This window comes from Methylomonas sp. EFPC3 (genome assembly GCF_029643245.1).
GTDB classification, from domain to species: domain Bacteria; phylum Pseudomonadota; class Gammaproteobacteria; order Methylococcales; family Methylomonadaceae; genus Methylomonas; species Methylomonas koyamae_B.
In genome coordinates, this window is the sequence record NZ_CP116398.1 from 2,417,187 (window position 1) to 2,436,759 (window position 19,573).

The 19,573-nt window shown below is 57.7% G+C and carries 10 protein-coding genes; 1 reads left to right on the forward strand and 9 read right to left on the reverse strand.

Translation table 11 applies throughout. The annotated features are described in order from the left end of the window. Window positions 1–73 precede the first annotated feature (73 nt). From neuC to PL263_RS10810, 9 genes are read right to left on the reverse strand one after another with little or no spacing between them, the layout of a single operon-like run. Window positions 74–1,249: a UDP-N-acetylglucosamine 2-epimerase gene (gene neuC, locus PL263_RS10770; protein ID WP_278209435.1), complete on the reverse strand. Its 1,176-nt coding sequence runs from the start codon at window positions 1,247–1,249 to the stop codon at window positions 74–76. Continuing rightward, window positions 1,246–2,385, reverse strand: a complete 1,140-nt coding sequence (locus PL263_RS10775; RefSeq protein ID WP_278209436.1) for a LegC family aminotransferase — start codon at window positions 2,383–2,385, stop codon at window positions 1,246–1,248. The genes neuC and PL263_RS10775 overlap by 4 nt, the downstream gene beginning before the upstream one ends. Beyond that, window positions 2,378–3,358, reverse strand: coding sequence for an NAD-dependent 4,6-dehydratase LegB (locus PL263_RS10780; RefSeq protein WP_278209437.1), 981 nt, complete (start codon window positions 3,356–3,358; stop codon window positions 2,378–2,380). The genes PL263_RS10775 and PL263_RS10780 overlap by 8 nt, the downstream gene beginning before the upstream one ends. Then, the gene (locus PL263_RS10785; protein WP_278209438.1) at window positions 3,355–4,062 is read right to left on the reverse strand and encodes an acylneuraminate cytidylyltransferase family protein; all 708 of its coding nucleotides are present in this window, start codon (window positions 4,060–4,062) and stop codon (window positions 3,355–3,357) included. The genes PL263_RS10780 and PL263_RS10785 overlap by 4 nt, the downstream gene beginning before the upstream one ends. A 16-nt stretch (window positions 4,063–4,078) precedes the next feature. Then, window positions 4,079–6,856, reverse strand: coding sequence for an Hsp70 family protein (locus tag PL263_RS10790; protein WP_278209439.1), 2,778 nt, complete (start codon window positions 6,854–6,856; stop codon window positions 4,079–4,081). Continuing rightward, complete coding sequence (locus PL263_RS10795; protein WP_278209440.1) at window positions 6,820–7,752, reverse strand: TolC family protein; 933 nt, start codon at window positions 7,750–7,752, stop codon at window positions 6,820–6,822. Before PL263_RS10795 ends, PL263_RS10790 begins: the two co-directional genes overlap by 37 nt. Next, window positions 7,733–8,152, reverse strand: coding sequence for a TolC family protein (locus PL263_RS10800; RefSeq protein WP_278209441.1), 420 nt, complete (start codon window positions 8,150–8,152; stop codon window positions 7,733–7,735). The genes PL263_RS10795 and PL263_RS10800 overlap by 20 nt, the downstream gene beginning before the upstream one ends. Continuing rightward, on the reverse strand, window positions 8,152–9,468 hold the full coding sequence (locus tag PL263_RS10805) for an HlyD family type I secretion periplasmic adaptor subunit (protein ID WP_278209442.1): 1,317 nt from the start codon (window positions 9,466–9,468) through the stop codon (window positions 8,152–8,154). Before PL263_RS10805 ends, PL263_RS10800 begins: the two co-directional genes overlap by 1 nt. Window positions 9,469–9,471: 3 nt before the next feature. Beyond that, the gene (locus tag PL263_RS10810) at window positions 9,472–11,199 is read right to left on the reverse strand and encodes a type I secretion system permease/ATPase (protein ID WP_278209443.1); all 1,728 of its coding nucleotides are present in this window, start codon (window positions 11,197–11,199) and stop codon (window positions 9,472–9,474) included. 329 nt (window positions 11,200–11,528) lie between these two features. On the opposite strand from PL263_RS10810, the gene PL263_RS10815 reads away from it, so the two are divergent. Next, window positions 11,529–19,469: a hypothetical protein gene (locus PL263_RS10815; RefSeq protein WP_278209444.1), complete on the forward strand. Its 7,941-nt coding sequence runs from the start codon at window positions 11,529–11,531 to the stop codon at window positions 19,467–19,469. Window positions 19,470–19,573: the final 104 nt, after the last annotated feature.

The window sequence follows — 19,573 nt, forward strand, 5'->3', positions numbered from 1 at the left end:
ACCCGTGAATCGCGCTCAGGCATGTCGGATTCGATGATGTCTTCGCCGCGGCGGTGACCGCCGGAGCAATGGCTCATGGTAGCGTCGCCAAATCATGAAACCGCTTCTTCAACAACGGGCCCAGATCGGTGTTCTTTAACACCTGCTTGATCGCCGCCGATGCGCCGCCGCTACCGTAAGGATGTTGCAAATTTGCCAATACCGGCGCCAATGCGCCGGACCAGATTTGTGCCAGCGCTGCGACGATCGCCTCGGCCTGCGGCGAGCAATTTAGCACGCTGGCGGCGCACAAGCGGCCGCGCTGGCGGTCGCCGATATTGACGGTCGGAACCTTGAATGCCGGCGCTTCCAACAGGCCGCTGGACGAATTGCCGACCACCGCATCGACCAGGCGCATCGCCGACAAATAACGGAGCGAACCCAACGAGACGAAGGCCGCAACCCGCTGCGGCCAACGCTCGCGGTAGCCTTCGATCAATTCGGCGATAATCCGGCCGTCGGCGTCGGCGTTGCTGTAGGTAAAAATGACATGAACCTCCGGATAGGCGTCCAGGGCCTGCAGTAGTTGCTTGAACTGCTCGGCGGCACTGGCATCTTCCAAGGTCACCGGGTGAAACGTTACCAACAAATTCCGCGTAGCCAGCTTGAAGCCGATGGCGGCTTCCAATTCGGCGCGATGCAATAACGGCAAGCGCGCGATATTGTCCAAACCCGGCGCACCGACGTTAAACACCCGCTCCGGTTGCTCGCCGAGCTGGATCACCCGTTGCCGGTAGACTTCGGCGGCGGTGAAATGCAGGTGCGACAGCTTGGTCAGCGCATGTCTGATCGCATCGTCGATCGCGCCTTCGCTGAGTTCGCCGCCGTGGATATGCGCGATCGGAATCCTTAAATTCATGGCCGCCTGCGCCGCCGCGAAAATCTCGAACCGGTCGCCGAGCACGACCGCGATGTCCGGCTCTAATTCCGCCAACGCATCGGCAAAACCGATCAAGCCCAAACCCATCGCCTTGCTGATACCGACCGGCGTGTCCGACGACAGCAGCATTTCCACCTTTCGGTCGATGTTAAATCCGTCGGCGCTGATTTGTTGCCAGGTCAAACCGAATTCCGGCGATAAATGCATGCCGGTGACCACCAACTGTAATTCCAGGTCCGGGTCAGCTTGAATTTCCTGCAGTAACCAATACAGCAAACCGTATTCGGCCCGCGAACCGGTAACGACGCAGATTTTGCGTGGCGCTGTCATAGCACCACGCTGCTGGGTACGTTGACCAAGCGCTCGGCCAAACGGCGCGAGTTTTCGAGACCATCGGTCTGGCAATGGCGATACATCGGTAAATCCGACATCAGCTCCCACAAGGGCCGGGTCATCACGCCATGGTTATTGGTGTATTCCAGACACGCGTCGCGCTCAGTCAAGTCATTGAGCAATAACGCATTCAACCAATAATTAGATTCTGCATCGGCTGGTTCGGCAAAGATTTTCACGGCATTGTCGACGGCCCAGTCCAAGTAGCGGCGGGCCAATTCGCGCTTGGCGGCGACGAATTCCGGCAACTGCTCCAGCTGCGCCAGACCCAGCGCGGCGTTCAGATTCGGCATTCGGTAGTTGTAGCCGATTCGGTCGTGTTCGAATTTCCAGGCATGGGCCAATTTAGCGGTGGTGGTCAGATGCTTGGCCTGCCGGGCCAATTCGTCATCGTCGGTCAGAATCATGCCGCCGCCGCCGGTGGTGATGATCTTGTTGCCGTTGAAGCTGAGCACGCCGAGTTTGCCGAAGGTACCGCAATGCCGATCGCCGAGCCGGCTACCCAACGCTTCGGCCGCATCCTCGACGACGGCGATTCCATAGTCGCCGCAGACCTTAAGCAAGCCCGCCATATCGCAAGGATGGCCGAAGGTATGCATCGGCAGGCAGGCGGCGATACGCTTGCCGCTGGTTTTGTTATAAACCCCGTCGTCGCGGCGCTCGCCGTGTTGCGCCAGAAACGCCGCCAACGCCGCCGGCGACAGGCCTAGAGTCGCGCTATCGACATCGACGAAGACCGGCTCGGCGCCGCAGTAGTGAATCGCATTGCAGGTGGCAATAAAGGTCACCGCCTGGGTAACCACCTCGTCGCCGGGTTCGACGCCGGTCAGCAATAGCGCAATATGCAGCGCGGCAGAGCCGTTGACGGTGGCAACCGCATGCTTGGCGCCGCAGTATTCGGCAATCTTGCGCTCGAATTCACTGACATACGGCCCGACGCTGGAGACGAAGGTGCTGTCGATCACGTCGTTCAAATAGCGTTTTTCGTTGCCGGCAAAACGCGGTTCGTGCAACGGAATGAAAGCGTCGGTTTGGTAAATCTCCCTGACGAAACCGACCAAACGCTCAAACATTGTAAATATCCGTTTTATATTTTTTCAGATTCTCGGGCCGGCAAAACCAGTCCACGGTGCGGCGCAGGCCTTCTTCCAAGCTGACTTCCGGGTTAAACCCGGTTAATTCTCTGATCTTGCTGTTATCGCACCACAACCGGTTGACTTCGGATTTTTCCGGCCGCAAACGTTGCTCGTCGACCAGAAATTCGACGTCGCTGGCCATGATGGCCTTGATCAGATTCAAGGTGTCGCCGACCGAGATTTCGAAATTGGAACCAATGTTGACTGTCTCGCCGATGGTTTTGTCCGACTCGGCCAGCGCGATGAAGCCGCGGCAAGTATCTTCGACGTAGTTGAAATCGCGAGTCGGCGTGACGTCGCCGAGCTGGATTTGCTTTTTACCGGCGGCGATCTGGCTGATGATGGTCGGAATCACCGCTCTGGCGGACTGGCGCGGACCATAGGCGTTGAACGGCCGGGCGATCGTCAACGGCAGATTGAAGGCATTGAAAAAACTCATCGCCATCGCATCGGCGGCAATCTTCGAGGCACTGTAAGGCGATTGCGGTTGCAGCGGATGTTTTTCGTCGATCGGTACGTATTGCGCGGTGCCGTAAACCTCGCTGGTCGAGGTATGGATCACCCGGCTAACGCCGACATCGCGCGCCGCCTGGCAGATGTTCAAGGTGCCGCGGATATTGGTATCGACATAACTGTCCGGCGCGACATAGGAATACGGAATCGCAATCAACGCCGCTAAATGAAATACGGTATCGACGCCCTGGCAAATGCTGCGGCAGAACGCCGGATCGCGCACGTCGCCGCACACTACTTCGATGTCGTGTTTGCAGGCGGCATCGTCCAGCCAGCCCCAGGAATTAAACGAATTGTATTGCGCCAAAGCCCGTACCTCGCAGCCGCGCGCCGCCAGCATTTCGGTCAGATGCGAGCCGATGAAACCGTCGGCGCCGGTCACTAGAACTTTTTTCATACCAATCCTTGTTTAACAAAGGCCTCGGCGATAGCCCAGTCTTCTGCGGTGTCGATGTCCAGGCTTTGAATGGCGTTCATCACCAACGGCACGGTCTGCGGCGGATAGAACGATTTATATTCCAGCAAGTAGTCGGTCCGAACCAGATACATTGCCCCATTCGGAGTCAACAACGGCTGGGTTTGTTGCCGGCTGGCCTGGATCGGTTGCCGGTTGTCCAGCGCTTGCATGAAACCGTCGCGCAATTGGAACAACGTGGTCAGGTTGCGCTGGATTTCCTTGCAACCGATCACCGCATCGACGTTACCGCCATTGGCCAATGTCATCGCCTGGCGAAGTATAGCCGGACTGCGGAACGGCGAGGTTGGCTGCAACAACATGACCCAAGCCGGCAAATAACCCTGATTCCCGCGAAACCAATCCAAGGCATGTTCCACCACTTGCAGCGACGACGCACCGTCCGTCGCATGACAGGCCGGGCGCAGAAACGGCACGGCCAGCCCGGCCTTACGGCCAATCTCGGCATACGCTTCGGCATCGGTCGACAACAGCGCCAACGACTGCGGCAACCCGGCCCGATTAATGGTTTGCGCGGTCCATTCCAGCAGCGGCTTGCCGGCCAGCGGCCGGACATTTTTGTCCGGCAACCCTTTGGAGCCGCTCCGTGCCGGAACCACGACCAGTAAATCGAATGCTGCCGCCATGACTTATCTCCCAGCGCTAAATCAGTTTCAATCCAGGCGGCAAGGCTTCGCCGAAGATTTGTTTTTCCTGGCTTTCGTCAAGCGCTGTGTATTCGGCCACCATGTCCTGCCACGACGCCGGGGCTTTGGCCTGTTTCAATTTATCCAGCACTTGCCGGCGCAAGTCGTCGTCGATATCGCGGACGCGGTCGTCGCAACGCCGCGCCAGCAAGGTCGCGGCGAAGCCGATCTGCACCTGCTTTTTCCAATCGGCAGCCAGCAATTGGTTTAACCAAGCGGACGCCTGAGCCGGCGGTATCACATCGTGGTTGTTGCCGTGAAACAGTATCCGCGCCCCGATCCGGCCCAAGGCCCACCAGCTTTGTTCGGGTTCGCCGGCTTTGGCCAAACGTTTCAGCAGCCATTCGCCTAATTGCAATTTATCGGCCACCGCCAAACGCTCCAGCGATGCCGCCAACCGCAGTATGTCCTCGTAGCCGCGGGTTGCGAGTTGCTTCGCCAGCCCCGGCTGGCGGGCCGAGGCCGGATTGATGAACTTGCCGATATCGTTAAAAATGCGTTGCTGGGCCTCGGCCGGCAAACCGCCGGCGACTCGCCGCCACAAGGTCCACCATTCGGCCCAGTTCTGCTTTTCGTTGACGAACTGCAGACCTTCGGGATACAGCTTCCACAGTTGCTCCACCCGCCAGTCGTCCAGCGGATAACCGAAACCGGGCCGCAGGCAAAACCCGATCAAGCTGCACCACAACCGCTCGTGCTGTTCGCTGCGCCGGCGGTATTTGCTGCCGTCCAACAAGGCATTGCATAATTCGCGCAGTAGCGGGGTTTGCCACTCGCCGCGCGGGACGGCCAACACTTTTTCCAAATCGGCACGCAAGGTTTTTACCGCCTGCGGGTCGACTTGTTTGGATTTGGCGCCGAATACGGCCTGAATCTTTTCCAGGGCTTGCGGCAGTTGCGCGGGCAGATCGGCATTTACCAACGCGGATTTGGCCTTGCGGATCTGAAATTCGACATCCCACCGCTGCTGCTCGCCATCCAGCGCGACGCATTGCAAACGCAAGGTGCCGACTTCGGTATAGCTTGCCGACAACTGCACGGCAACTTCGGCCCGCTGTTGGCCTTCGAACGCCACCGCCAATGGCGGCAAGCTGTGGAAGCGGTCGTCGTCGAGTTCGACCAGGTCGCCGGTGCGGTAATCGCCGTCGCCGCTGGCCGAGAGCAAATGGAAGCGCACCGGCTGGCCGACGCGTAACGCAAATTGGCGGCCGGCCAGCAACACTTCATGCCCTTCTTCGCTGCCTTTCGGCAAAATGCAGACGCCGCGCCGGGTTTGACCGGCACTGTCGACCAGCAAGAAATAACTGCGCGCCGCGCCGCCACCGATCCGCAATTTTTTATCGCGGCGGGCGATGGCGTAGCTGACTGCACCGTAGGCAACCGCCAATTCCGGGTCCGGATTGTCCAGCACGGTCGGCGCCCGGCCGCCGCGCCAAGCCGACAGCAGCCCCGTTACCCGCTGCACCAGTGCCCGGCTGCGGAATACGCCGCCGTTCAACAACAGCACATCGGGTACGATGCCCTGCTCGCCGAGCGCCTGTTGCGCGGCCTGGGCATGCGACTGCAAAAAACCGGCGATATGCTTGCTGATGGCCGGCTCGGCCGCGTAGGGCAGACCGAATTCGACCACCCCGCTACGCTTCTTGTCCGGCAGTTCCTGCAGCCCCGACAGAGGCAGGAAACCGTCCAACGCAATCTGTCTGACTTCCTCCCGGCTCAACGCTGTGGTTTTACTACCGCCGATCAATTTGGACCCACCGCCGAGCAAAGTCACAGCCATTTGATCCGGCGCATCGTCGGCCAGCAAGCGTTCTTTGGCGATCCGGCATTGCTCCAGCAATTGCGCCAGGTCGGCACTGGACAGTTTGCGTTCGGTACCGCGTAACCGGCTCTCGGCCAAGTGCGCCAGGGCCAGATCGATATTGTCGCCGCCCAGCATCAAGTGGTCGCCGACGCCGATGCGGGTCAATTTGGGCTCGCCGGCGCCGTATTCGATTTTGATTAGGGTCAAGTCGGTGGTGCCGCCGCCAACGTCGCAAACCAGCATCAAGCGGCTGCCGGCCAGGCTGGGCTCGATGCTGCCGGCATGGCGGCGCAACCAGTCGTAACATACGGCCTGCGGTTCCTCCAGCAGACGCACGTCGGCCAGACCGGCCAATTTCGCCGCCTCCAAGGTCAGAGAACGGGCCGATTCGTCGAACGAGGCCGGCACGGTGACGACAAGGGTTTGCCGCGCCAACGGCGCGTCGGGAAAGCGCTGCTCCCAAACCGTCCGCACGTGCTGCAAATAACTCGCACTGGCCGCCAGCGGCGATACCTTGAATACCGACTCGTCACTCCCCCACGGCAAAATCGGTGCCGTATGGTCGACTGCTGTATGCGACAACCAGCTCTTGGCGCTGGTGACCAGGCGGCCCTGCGATTTGGCACCCAGGACTCGCGCGGCTTCGCCCAGTACAGCTCCATCCTCGGCCAACAGGAAACCGGCTTCCGCACTCAATTCGCCCGCCGCCGGATGGTAACGCACCGAAGGCAGCAGCGGTTTGGACGCGACTTCGCCCGGCGCGGTCATCTGCGGAATTTCGAACAGGCGGATGGTCTTGTGCGGATCGCCGACAGCGGCATAGGCCACGACGGTATGGGTGGTACCCAGATCGATACCGACTAAATATTGGCTGGCTGAGTTATTCAAAATGCTTAGTTCGGGCTGGTGGATTGCGGCTGCTGCAGCCATTGGTTGACTTCTTCCAGGTTCTGCGGCGAGATCACACCCACCGCATGTAAAAAACGCATCCGATTTTTGACGTAACTGTAACGACCCTGAGCCAAATCGCGTCTGGCGCGGAATTCGGCTTGCTGGGTGTCGAGCACATCGCTGATGGTTTCCAGGCCGAATTTAAAGCCTTTTTCCTTGGCTTCGCGCGATTTTTTGGCCGATTCCAGAGCTTTGGCCGACGCGGCAATCCGCCGCACGCTGGCGTTGGAGGTTAAAAACGCGTCGCTGATTTCCTTGACCAGGGCGCGGATTTTGCTTTCGTTTTCGTTTTTTGCCAACTCCAGCCGGTGCTGGGCTTCATTGGTTTTTTCCGAAATCACCCCGCCGCTGAAAATCGGCACGCTGACATTGATGCCGGCGGTCTGCACTTCGGTTTGCGGCGTGCGCGAACTTTGAAAGCCGGTATCGCTGTTGAAGTAATTAAATTGCAAATCGACCACCGGCAGATGCCGGGAGCGTTGCATCGCCACATCGTCGCTGGCCGCTTCGATCGCACTGAGTTGCGCCCTCAGTAACGGATTCTCGCTTTTCGCGACGGCGATCCAGTCATCCAGGTTACCCTGCAGCGGCTGGTAGTCAATATCCTCGCGCAATCGCGCCAAGTCTTGCGGCAGATTGCCGGTCATCTCCCGCAAATTTTCCCTGGCCTTAACCAGTACGGTTTCCGCTTCGATCTGGCTGGCCTGCAATTGGTCGAGTCTGGCCTCGACTTCATAGAGATCGGTAATTTTGACCAGTTGTTTGGCAAATTGATGTTTGATTTGTTCGTGCTGCACGGCCAAGGCTTCGGTTTCGCCGCGCAGCAAATTCAGCTGGTCCTCGGCTTGCAGCAGATCAAAGTAACGCTCGACCACATCGTCGATCAGCGCGTTTTTCGGCTTCGATTTGTTCTTCGATGTAGACGTTCTCGGTTTCCTTGGCCCGGCGCCAGTTCCAGAATTTGGCGAGGTCGACCAGCGACTGGTTGACCGAGATGTAGTAGCGCTTGCCGGGATAAGTCGTGTTGACCTCGCGGCCACTGCCGCTGACGGTCTGGTCGTTGTGCGACCAGTTGCCGGTCGCCGTGACTTGCGGCAAGAACTCGCCGAAGGATTGTTCTTTTTGCGCGGTACCGATATTCAGTTTCAAACCGGCGGCTTTCAATTTCGGATCGCCGGACAAGGCCTGCTGGTAAACGCTGACTAGGTCGTCGGCAAGCGCCTGACCGACACTCGACACCGCCAATGCTAAGGCAAAACTCCAAGCCGGTTTCATCAGTCTTCGTTGAAGGCGCGGGCCACCGCGTTGGTGATCGGTTGCAGCAGGTATTCCAGCACGGTGCGCTCGCCGGTCGTGATCAGCACCTCGGCCGGCATGCCCGGCAACAATTCCACTTCGCCCAGTTTTGCGTAGCTGTCCGGAGTCAATTCGATTTGGGCTTGGTAATAAGCCATCCCCGATTTTTCGTCGCTGAGCCGGTCGGCGGAGAGATTGGTCACGATACCGTCGAGTTTGGGCACTACCGATTGTTTGAAAGAACTGAACCGGACTTCGGCTTTGAGGCCTTCGTGCACCCGGTCGATGTCCATCGTCGACACCTGGGCATTGACGATCAGGTCTTCGTTCTGCGGCACCAAATCCAGAATCGGCCGACCGGGACCGACCACGGTGCCGACGTTATGTAAGGTCAAACCCAGCACGCGGCCGGCGGCCGGCGCGCGGATTTCGGTTCGGGCCAGTCTTTCCCGGGCCGCGGTCAAGCGTTGCGTCACGTCGAAAAGTTGGGCTTGAGCCTCGCCGAGCTTGCCGGCGATTCCCTCCTGGAATTGTTTCTCCAGTTGCAAAATCTGCAACTGGGTTTCGCCGATCTGCATTTCGTTGCCGGCAATTTCGGCGGTCAGCGCCGCAATCTCGCCGGACGCTAATGTCAAATTACGCTCGATATCGCGCACCCGTTGTTTGCCGGTGAAACCTTCCGCCAGCAATTCGCGCAAGTCCTTGAGTTCGTCTTTATACGACTCGGCCAAAGCCTGTTTGGCCGCGCGTTGCCCGCGCAAGCCCTCGACCCGGCTGGCCAATTGGGTACTGCGTTGCTTAAGCACCGAGATTTCCCCTTCGTGGGAAAGTTTTCGCGCCAGAAAAATCCGGCTCTCGGCTTGTTTGGCCTCCAGCGTGCGGGCGTCGGCGTCGTCCTGCAGGGTATCCGGAAATTCGACGGCCGGCTTGCGGTCGCGCTCCGCGCTGAGCCTGGCGACCTGGGCCGACAACGTAATCTGCTGGCTGCGCAAAATATCCTGCTCCGCGCGGATCGAGGTATCGTCGAGCCGGATCATCACATCGCCTGCCTTGACGAAATCGCCCTCTTTGACCAGCAACTCGCTGACCATGCCGCCGTCCAGATGTTGCACGGTTTTGCGATGGGATTTGACCGCCACATAACCCGGTGCCATTGCCGAGCTGTCCAACGGCGCGAAATAACTCCAGACGCCGAAGATACCGAGGGTGGCAAATATCACAGCGTTACCGATATTGCGGATCGGCCGGTCGTCGATGACTAAAGAAATGGTTTCCAGCTCCGGGGATTGACTCATCGTTTAGGCTCCGGCTTGGACGTGTTCGGCCCTTGCTTGCTGCGCGGTTTGCAATGCAACCTTTTGCAAGTGGGCTACGACCTGGTCTTTCGGCCCGTAAACCGACAATTGGCCGTCGCTGAGCAACAGCAACTTGTCGACGTTATTCAGGACGTTGTTGCGGTGGGTGATCACGATCACCGTGACCTTATTGGCTTTCAGCCGCTGGATGGTCCGGCCCAAGGCGATTTCGCCCTGTTCGTCCAGATTGGAGTTAGGTTCGTCCAATACCACCACGACCGGATTGCCGTACAAAGCCCGCGCCAAACCGATGCGCTGGCGCTGGCCGCCCGACAAGTTGCCGCCGTTGGCACCGATCACGGTGTTGTAGCCGTCCGGCAAATGCAGCACCAGTTCGTGGACGTCGGCCATCTTTGCCGCGGCAATCACTTTCTCCGGCTCGACTTCGCCGAAGCGGGCAATGTTTTGGCTGATGCTGCCTTCGAACAATTCGATATCCTGGGGCAAGTAGCCGATGTGCGGCCCCAGTTCGTCCCGGTTCCAATTGAAGATTTCGGCACCGTCCAGGCGGATCGTGCCGCTGGAAGTCGGCCAGATACCGAGCAAGGCGCGAGCAAAGGTCGATTTGCCGGCGCCGCTGGGGCCGATCACGCCGACCACGTCGCCTTTGGCGATGGCCATGCTGATACCTTTGATGACCGGCGTTTTCGCCCCCGGCGGCGTGACTTGCGCCATATCGAGTTGAAAGGCGCCGACCGGATCGGGCAAGGTCATTTTTTTCGATTCGGCCGGCATCTGTATCAGCAACTCGTTCAGTCGGTTGTATTGGCCACGGGCGTTGATAAAGCCTTTCCAGGTGCCGATCACGATATCGATCGGCGCCAGGGCTCGACCTAGCAGGATGGAACCGGCGATCATCAGGCCGGAGGAAATCTCGTTTTCGATGACCAGATAGGCGCCAAGCGCCAATATCAAAGATTGCGACGACAAGCGTACCAACTTGGAAACGGCGTTGACCAGACCGGCGCGGGAACTGGCGATAGCCTGCAGCCGCAGCACTTTATGCACGCTGTTCAACCAACGCCCCTGGATGTTGGGCAGCATGCCCATCGCATCCAGCACTTCCGCATTTCGCAAATTTTTACTGACCAGGTTACGTGCGTTCAGCGCAGTGCTGTTGGCTTCGCTCAGCATCCGGCTGGTGGTCTTTTCTTGGACGTAGGCGACGATCACCAACAGGATCGCAGTCGCCACTCCGGCCCAACCGTACCAGGGATGAAACATGAACATCACCGCCAAGTAGATCGGTAGCCAGGGCGCATCGAAGAAGGCGAACAAACCGCTACCGGTCATGAACTGGCGTAGTGCGGTCAAATCGTCGAGCGGTTGGATGCTGGCGCGCTGGCCGTTGGAATACAGGGCCATTTTGTAGGCCACTTTCAATAACCGTTCGCTGAGCAGAACCTCGATGCGGGTGCTGATCCTAACCAAAATTTGCGACCGCACCCACTCCAACACCCCCATGGTCACGAACAACACCATCAAAATCAGCGTCAACAGCGACAGGGTCGTCAGATTGCCGGTCGGCACCACCCGGTCGTAAACCTGCAACATGTAAATGGTCGGCACCAGTTGCAATACGTTGATCACAAAACTAAAACCGGCAGCAGATATAAACGCGCCCTTACACAGCCGTAACGCTTCGATCAAATCGGATTGGGGGGAATTCATACCTTGGTTAGCGGTTTAAGGTTCGCGAAAACGGCTCGATTTTTACACACTCGTCAGCGCCGCACCAAATCCGGCGCAATTTGCCGCCCGGCAAATTTAGATGCGCCACTCAGTTTTGTGTCTACACTTCGTGACAATTGGCCAAACTGTGACAGTGGTCAAAGAGGGCTGATAATTAAACAGCCTAGATGCTGCTATAACTTTTCGCCAGTAAAAAACCGCTAAAGTTTTTTTGCCTGCTACCGAAAAGCTAAACACATATTCCGGCGTTGCCTTGACGCTTGATTGACGCCGCCGAATTTCAGAATCCATCATACAGGACCGCAACTATGGCTATCACTACCGATACAGACATTACCACTTTGACGCCAGCCCAGATTGCGGCTCTGACCACCACTGAAATTGCGGCTCTGACCACAGGCGCTACCGGACAGATCGCGGCTTTATTGACGACCCAGATTCCGTCTTTAAGCGCGGCTCAAATAGCCGCATTGACGACCGACCAGATACCTTCTTTCACGACAGAGGCGATCAACAAACTTTCCGCTTCGCAGATCAGCAAATTCTCGTCCGCACAGATCAGCGTGATGGAAAATGCCGATCTAAGCGCAATCTCATCAGCCGCGATCTCCGGCATGACTACCGCCGTCCTGAGCGGACTGACGACGACACAGATTCAATTGCTGACCACCGGCACCAATGGTCAAATCGCCGGTTTGAGCGTGGGTAGCGCCGGACAAATCGCTGCATTGACCACGGCCCAAGTCAAAGCACTCTCCTTCGGTCAAGTGGCATCGCTGACGTCTAACCAGGCCAAGGTTCTCAGCGGCGCCCAAATCGCAGCGCTCGACGACGCCGATTTCGGCGCGTTAACCGATTCCGCACTCAGCCAGATAACGACCACGGCCATTTCTTCGATCACCACCAGCCAAATTCAAAACCTGACTTCGAGTCAGTCCGACGGCTTGACGGCTGCCCAAGTCGGCAGATTGAGTTCCGCTCAAGCGGTACAAATTTCAACCGACGCCCTGGCGAATATTACAACCACCGCGATTAAAGGCCTGACTGCTTCAGCAGTTGCCAGCCTGACCGACGCCCAACTGGCCGCGCTGACAACCGGTAGCGCCGGACAAATCGCCGCGTTGACAACCGCGCAAATCGCCGCCCTGAAATCAACCCAATTCGACGCTTTGACTTCGGCTCAAGCAGCGGCGCTGACTTCGGCGCAAGCAGCTGCGATCACATCGGCGCAAATCGGCACCTTGTCGACCTCCGCTTTCGCCGCATTGGATTCCGATGCCATCAGAGGCTTGTCCACCGCTGTAGTCGCCGCACTATCCACCGCAACCGACGGCCAGATCGTGGCCTTGTCGACACAACAAGCGGCGGCATTCACCTCGGTCCAAGTTGCGGCATTGTCTTCCGGCCAGTTTGCGGCGATGGAATCGACCGATCTGGTTGCGATCTCCAGCAGTGCAATCAGAGGCATGACCACCTCAGCGCTGACCTCGTTGAGCACCACCCAAATCCAAAAACTGACCACAGGTACCGCGGGACAAGTTGCCGGCTTAACCACTACCCAAATTGCGGCCCTGACCAGCGACCAAATTGTGGCATTCGGCTCGTCGCAAGCCGGATCGTTAACCAGTACCCAGGCTGCCGCGTTGACATCCACTCAAGTTGCGAACATGGAAACCGCGGATTTCGCGGCATTGACCACCGGCTCCACCGGCGCACTGTCAAAATTAACCACCACCGCCATCGCCGCATTAACCACTGGCGCCAGTGGCCATATTAAGGCGCTGACCACAGGCCAAGCGGCCTCGTTAACGGCTGCCCAAGTCGGCAAATTCAGTTCCGACCAATTGAGCGACATGGAAACGGCGGATTTCGCGGCTCTGAGCTCCAGCGCGATCGCCGGCATTTCCACAACCAATATCTCGTCTTTGACTACCAGCCAAATCGCCGCTCTATCTACCACGCAAGCACCGGCGTTGACTGCTACCCAAATCGCCAGACTATCCACCGGCCAAGTTCAAGCCATTGAAACCGCAGACTTTGCGGAGCTGTCCAATGCCGCCGTAGCCGGCTTTACCACAGCGCAAATCGCAGCCTTGACCACCGGCGCGACCGGCCAGATTGCCGCTCTGACCACCGAACAGGCCGCGTCGCTGACATCCGCCGCAATGGGTGCATTCAGCGCTGCGCAAATCACCAGTTTCGAAACGGCCGATTTGGCGAAAGTCAAAGTTGCCAGCATCAGAGGCATGACGACCGACGCCGTGGCCGCGTTGACTACGTCGCAAATTCAGGCCTTAACTACCGGCGCAACCGGTCAAATCGCCGCGCTGACCACTGCTCAAATCCAGGCGTTGACCCCGACGCAAATCGAAGCCTTGACGACCGCGCAAGCCGGTTCTTTGACGTCCAGCCAAGTCGCAATCTTGAGCACCGCCCAATTCGCGTCGATGGAAGCCAGCGATTTTGCCGCGATTACATCGCAGGGGATTAGAGGCCTTTCGACCGACATTGTGTCGAATTTGACCACCACTCAATTCGCTAGCTTGACTACCGGCACCAACGGCCAGATTGCTGCACTGACTACCGCACAAATCGCCGTTTTAACTACCGGCACCAACGGTCAAATCGCAGCGTTGACTACCGACCAAGCCGCATCGCTGACATCGACTCAAGTCGCGAAATTCACCTCCGACCAATTCGCGTCGATGGAATCCGCGGATTTCGCAAAACTGTCTCCGGCCGGCGTCAAAGGTTTATCCACTGCGACGATCGCCGGCTTGACTACCGCCCAAATCGCCAGCATGTCCACCGGCGCCACCGGCTTGTTGGCCGGTTTGTCGACCGCTCAGATTGCGGCCTTGACTTCGACACAATTAGACGCTTTGAGCTCCGGTCAGGAAGCTTCGCTGACGTCGGCTCAGGTAGCGGCACTTAGCACCAGCCAATTCAGTGTGTTGATCAGCGAAACCACCGATTCCGCGGATTTCGTCAACTTCTCGTCCAGCGGTATCAGAGGCTTGTCGACCGGAGTCATTTCCAATCTGACCACCGATCAAATCCAATTGCTGACCACCGGCAGCGCAGGCCAAGTCGCCGGCTTGACCAGTTTGCAGGTTGCCGCGCTGACCACCGACCAAATTGTCGCACTGACCACCAACCAGGCCGCGTCGTTCAGTTCCAGCCAACTGACCGGCTTGACTACGACTCAAGTCGCCAACCTGGAATCCGCCGATTTCCAAAAATTGAGCAGCGATGCGATTAAAGGTTTGAGTTCTAACGTAATCGCCTCCTTGACTACGACCCAGATCGCTAACCTGACCACAGATCAAGTTGCGGGCCTGACCACGACTCAAATTGCTGCACTAACAACGGATCAATTGCCGAAATTCACTACGGCGCAATCGGCCGCGTTGACCTCGACTCAACTGGCGAGAATGAGTTCGGTACAAATTGCCAGCATGGAAACCGCTGACTTCACTGCGATCTCCACGACGGCTATCAAAGGCATGGCAACCGCGGTCCTCGCTGCGTTGGCGACCGACCAAGTCGCAATTCTGACCACCGGAGCAACCGGCCAGGTTGCCGCCTTGACGTCATCACAAATTGCGGCGCTCACAACCTCGCAAATCGCGAAATTTACGACCGCGCAAGTTAATTCTCTAACCTCGGACCAAGTCACCAAATTCAGCGTCACTCAGTTGGCGAAAATCGAAACTACCGATATTTCTGCGCTGAAAACCGAAGCGATTGCCGCACTGACCAGCACCCAACTGCAAGGCCTGACCACGCAGCAAGTTGCCGCATTGACCACTAGCCAAGCGGCAGCATTGACTGCAGACCAGGCTTCGAAATTAACCGCGACCCAAGTCGCCAACTTACCGACTCCATCGTTCGCCGCACTGACCACTGGGGCGACTGGCGCTCTAGCCAAGCTGACCACCGATGCAATAGCAGTCCTGAACGCGAACCAGATTCAGGCCTTGACAACCAGCCAAGCCGCATCGTTGACCTATACCCAGTTCAATAAATTTACCTCCAGCCAAGTCGAAAACATGCAGGCGGTGGACTTTGCGACCTTGACGACCACCGTCATCGCCAATATGTCGACCACATCGTTGCGGGCGTTATCGACCGATAAAATCACCGAGTTGTCGACGGTGCAAATCGCCGCCTTGACACCGGACCAGATAGCCGCGTTGACCACCACCCAGGTGCAGGCATTAACCGAAGGCACGGCCGGCCAAATCGCCAGCTTAAGTGCAGACCAGGTTCAACAACTAAGTACCACACAGATCGCGGCATTGAGGATTGCTCAAATCACGGCGCTGGAAACCAACGACTTGGTAGCGATGAGCAAGGTTCAAATCGCGGCACTGACCACAGGTGCCACGGGCCAAATCGCGGCATTGACCACAGCCCAAGTGCAGAGCCTGACGACGAGCCAGGTCGAAGCCCTGACCTCCAGCCAAATTGCTTCGTTGACCGACGCCCAAATTGCTGCGTTGGATTCCGGCGACTTGGCTTATCTCGCGTCAACAGCCATCAGCGGATTGTCAACCGACCAAATCTCGGCGCTGACCAGCAACCAAATCGCCGGTTTGACCACATCGCAAATCAAAGCACTGACCTCTGACCAGTTGCAGGCATTGTCGGTCGGTACCGCCGGCCAAATCGCCGCTCTGACCACCGAGCAGATTCAAAAACTGACAACCACGCAGATTTCGCAACTGTTGCCGGATCAGATCGCTGCGATTGAAACCACTGATCTACAGAAGCTGACGGTGGACCAAATCAAGGCCCTGACAACCGGCACCGGCGGTCAAATCGCCGCGTTGACCAGCACCCAAGTGCAAAAACTGACCACAACCCAGGCCGGCGCTTTGACCTCGGCGCAAATGGCGTCGTTGCGGGCCGACCAAGTCGCGGCAATGGAAACCGAAGACTTGGCGCAAGTAACGATCGACGCAATCAAAGGCTTGTCCAGCTCGGCGATTCAAGCCTTGACAACGGCAACCAACGGCCAAATCGCTGCACTGACAACCAGACAACTGACCGAACTGACCAGTAGCCAGCTGACTTCGCTGACTGCCGGCGCCGGTGGCCAAATTGCCGCACTGACCTCAACCCAAGTATTGAATTTGCAAGCTAGCCAAATCGCATCGCTGACGACGGACCAAATCCAGGCGCTGGAAACGGCGGATATTGCGGCGTTGAAAGCGGCTCAAATCCAGGCCTTGACTACCGGAGCAACCGGCCAAGTGGCTGCCTTGAGCTCTACTCAAATCGCCGCATTGACTTCGGACCAAGCGGCAAAATTGAGCGGTGCTCAAGTGGCTTCGTTGACGCCGGGCCAAGTGGCTGGCTTCGAAACCGAAGATTTGAGCGCGGTTACCAACACTGCGATTCAAAGTCTGACGACCGACGCACTGCAGGCTCTGAGCACCGGCACCAACGGCCAAATCGCCTCGCTGACCACAAACCAAGTGGCGGCTTTAACCACGACGCAACTGACCGCCCTGACTGTGGAAGCCAATGGCCAAATTGCCTCGTTGACGACCGATCAGATTGCCAATTTAACGACCACACAAGTCAGCAAGTTAACCACCAAGCAAATCCAAGCCTTGGAAACCGCAGACATTGCCGCGCTGAAAACCCCGCAAATTCAGGCTTTGACGACGGCTCAAGTCGCCGCATTGACTTCGGCACAGGTTACCGCGTTAACCTCCGATCAGGCGGCCAACTTGAGCGGTACTCAGGTTGCAGCACTGACGCCCGGCCAAATCGCCGGACTGGAAACGACCGATCTGCGCGCAATCTCGGCCACGGCTCTGCAAAGTCTGACAACCGATAGTCTGCAAGCACTAACCACAGCAACAAACGGCCAGATCGCCGCGCTGACCACTGCCCAAGTTGCAGCGCTGACAACGACGCAGATTCAGGCTTTAACCCTGGGTGCTGGCGGTCAGGTCGCTGCGCTGACTACCGAGCAAGCCGCGGCATTGACAGCGACCCAATTGCAAAAACTGACGACTAACCAGATCCAAGCTCTGGAAACGACAGATCTGGCCGCGTTGAAGACTGCACAAATAGAGGCGTTCACGTCAACACAAGTGGCGGCGTTAACGACTTCGCAAGTAGAGAAACTGACCAGCAGTCAAGTACAAGCTCTAAGCTCAACCCAAATAGGTGCGCTGAGCGCCGACCAAATCGCGAAAATGGAGACGACCGATTTACGGGCAGTCACCACCGACGCGATCAAGGGCTTGTCGATTTCGGCATTGCAAGCCTTGACCACGGCAACCAACGGCCAGATCGCAGCGCTGACCACAGACCAGTTGCGAGCCTTGACCTCCAACCAATTGCAGGCCTTGACGCTGGGAACCGACGGCCAGATCGCGACCTTGTCTTCTGCCCAGTTCGCGGCACTGTCGGCAACGCAAATAGCGCAACTGACCACGCGGCAAATCGAAGCGATTCAAACCGCCGATCTGCAAAAGCTGTCGCTAACCCAAATCAATGCATTGACGACCGACCAGATGGGGGCACTAACCACAGACCAAGTCGTGGCCCTGGATACCTTGCAAGTTTCGGCGCTGACCTCGACCCAGGTATCGGCACTGTCGAATGCGCAAGTGGCTAAAGTTGAAGTCGGAGACATGGCTTTCGTCAACGTGGCAGGCCTGTTGGCTACCGGCGGCCTCACCGCGCTGACTTCATCGCAAATTCAGGCTCTGAATACAACTCAGCTGGCTGCTCTGTCCACTACTCAAATCGCGGCCTTGTCTGCCGGGGCCGGCGGGCAAATTGCATCGCTGACCACGTCGCAAATCAGCCAGTTGAGCACAACCCAAGTCGGCGCTTTGACCTCGGATCAAATCGCCTCGATCGAAGTCGCCGATTTGCAAAAAATGACGACCGATCAGATCAGAGCGATTTCGACCAGCGTGATCGATAAGTTGACAACCGCGCAAATCGACGCATTGACGACGACTCAAGTGGAAGCGCTGACTACTGCCCAATTGCCCAAACTGACGGCAACCCAGTTGAACGCATTGACGACTTTCGATATTCAGGCTTTGACCTCAGCGCAGTTTGCGGTACTGACCACCAGCCAGCTCGACGCCTTGACCTCGACCCAAATCGGCGCGATTACCGCCAACCAACTCGATTTCCTGACCGGGGCTCAAGTGACCAGGTTGGCAACACTGGGTTACAGCACGATCGACACGGTCGGAATCGAAACCACCTCGACAGTAACGGGTACCACAGTAGCTGACGTGATCGTTGGCGGCGACGGCGCTCAAACCATCGATGGCGACGCCGGTGCAGATGACCTAACCGGTGGCGCAGGTAACGATACCTTCCTGTTCAACACTGGCGACGTCAGCTTCGGCGAAACCATTAACGGCGGGGCTGATTTCGACGCGTTGAAAGTCGTGACCAGCACCGATTTCGCCGGTGCGGGCAACAGCGGTATCACCAACGTCGAGCAATTGATAATCACCTCCGGCCAAACCGCAACATTTACCGGTGCACAATTGACCGGCTCAACCTTGCTGGTTAACGCTACGGCGGCCGGAGCGGCGACGTTACAAGTCAATGTCGTCGGCGGTACCGCGGTGAGTTTGGCGGGCCTAACCTTTACCGCATTCGGTTCCGGCAACGCCTTCGATACCGGTACCGACATTGTCAATATCACCGGCGATTCCGATGCGAATACGATCACCGGTACCAGTTTGGCCGATAACATTACCGGCGGTGCCGGTGCCGACACCATGACGGGCGGCACAGGTGCTGATACCTTCGTGTTCGCGGCAGGTGACAGTGGCAATATCCAAAGCGGCAGCTTCGATACGGTAAACGGTTTCACCCTGGCTGACGGCACAGGCCCGGATACATTAAACCTTGAAGGTACACCGACGATTATTGCCGACGTAACCGCTGTCGACGTGAAACTGGCAATCAGCGGTGTTACCCCGGCGAAAGTGCTGACGGCTGACAGTACCGACGGTGTCATCACATTGGGAGGTGCCGACGCTGCCGACATCGATACGCTGGCGGAATGGGTTGAAGTAGCCAAGTTGATGACCACGGCAGACGGCGCCACCAGTGCCTTCGCTTTCGGCGGCGATACTTATGTGTTCCAGGAAAACACCGGTGGCGATTTGTTGATCAAATTGACCGGTATCGCCGCGGCCGACGCATTGGCGACATCCGGCACCGGCGCTAACGACATCCTGATCGGATAAGCCTTAACCACTAAAGCTCGGAAGCCGTCCTCTGCGGGAGCGGGGACGGCTTTTTTATTGCCTAAAATCCGGGAATCTTCTTGCTTGGCAATAGCCGTCTATAA

What these genes read in the sequence shown, in the direction of transcription:
- neuC (WP_278209435.1), bottom strand. Translation starts at nt 1,249, where the DNA reads ATGACAGCGCCACGCAAAATCTGCGTCGTTACCGGTTCGCGGGCCGAA.
- PL263_RS10775 (WP_278209436.1), bottom strand. Translation starts at nt 2,385, where the DNA reads ATGTTTGAGCGTTTGGTCGGTTTCGTCAGGGAGATTTACCAAACCGAC.
- PL263_RS10780 (WP_278209437.1), bottom strand. Translation starts at nt 3,358, where the DNA reads ATGAAAAAAGTTCTAGTGACCGGCGCCGACGGTTTCATCGGCTCGCAT.
- PL263_RS10785 (WP_278209438.1), bottom strand. Translation starts at nt 4,062, where the DNA reads ATGGCGGCAGCATTCGATTTACTGGTCGTGGTTCCGGCACGGAGCGGC.
- PL263_RS10790 (WP_278209439.1), bottom strand. Translation starts at nt 6,856, where the DNA reads ATGGCTGCAGCAGCCGCAATCCACCAGCCCGAACTAAGCATTTTGAAT.
- PL263_RS10800 (WP_278209441.1), bottom strand. Translation starts at nt 8,152, where the DNA reads ATGAAACCGGCTTGGAGTTTTGCCTTAGCATTGGCGGTGTCGAGTGTC.
- PL263_RS10805 (WP_278209442.1), bottom strand. Translation starts at nt 9,468, where the DNA reads ATGAGTCAATCCCCGGAGCTGGAAACCATTTCTTTAGTCATCGACGAC.
- PL263_RS10810 (WP_278209443.1), bottom strand. Translation starts at nt 11,199, where the DNA reads ATGAATTCCCCCCAATCCGATTTGATCGAAGCGTTACGGCTGTGTAAG.
- PL263_RS10815 (WP_278209444.1), top strand. Translation starts at nt 11,529, where the DNA reads ATGGCTATCACTACCGATACAGACATTACCACTTTGACGCCAGCCCAG.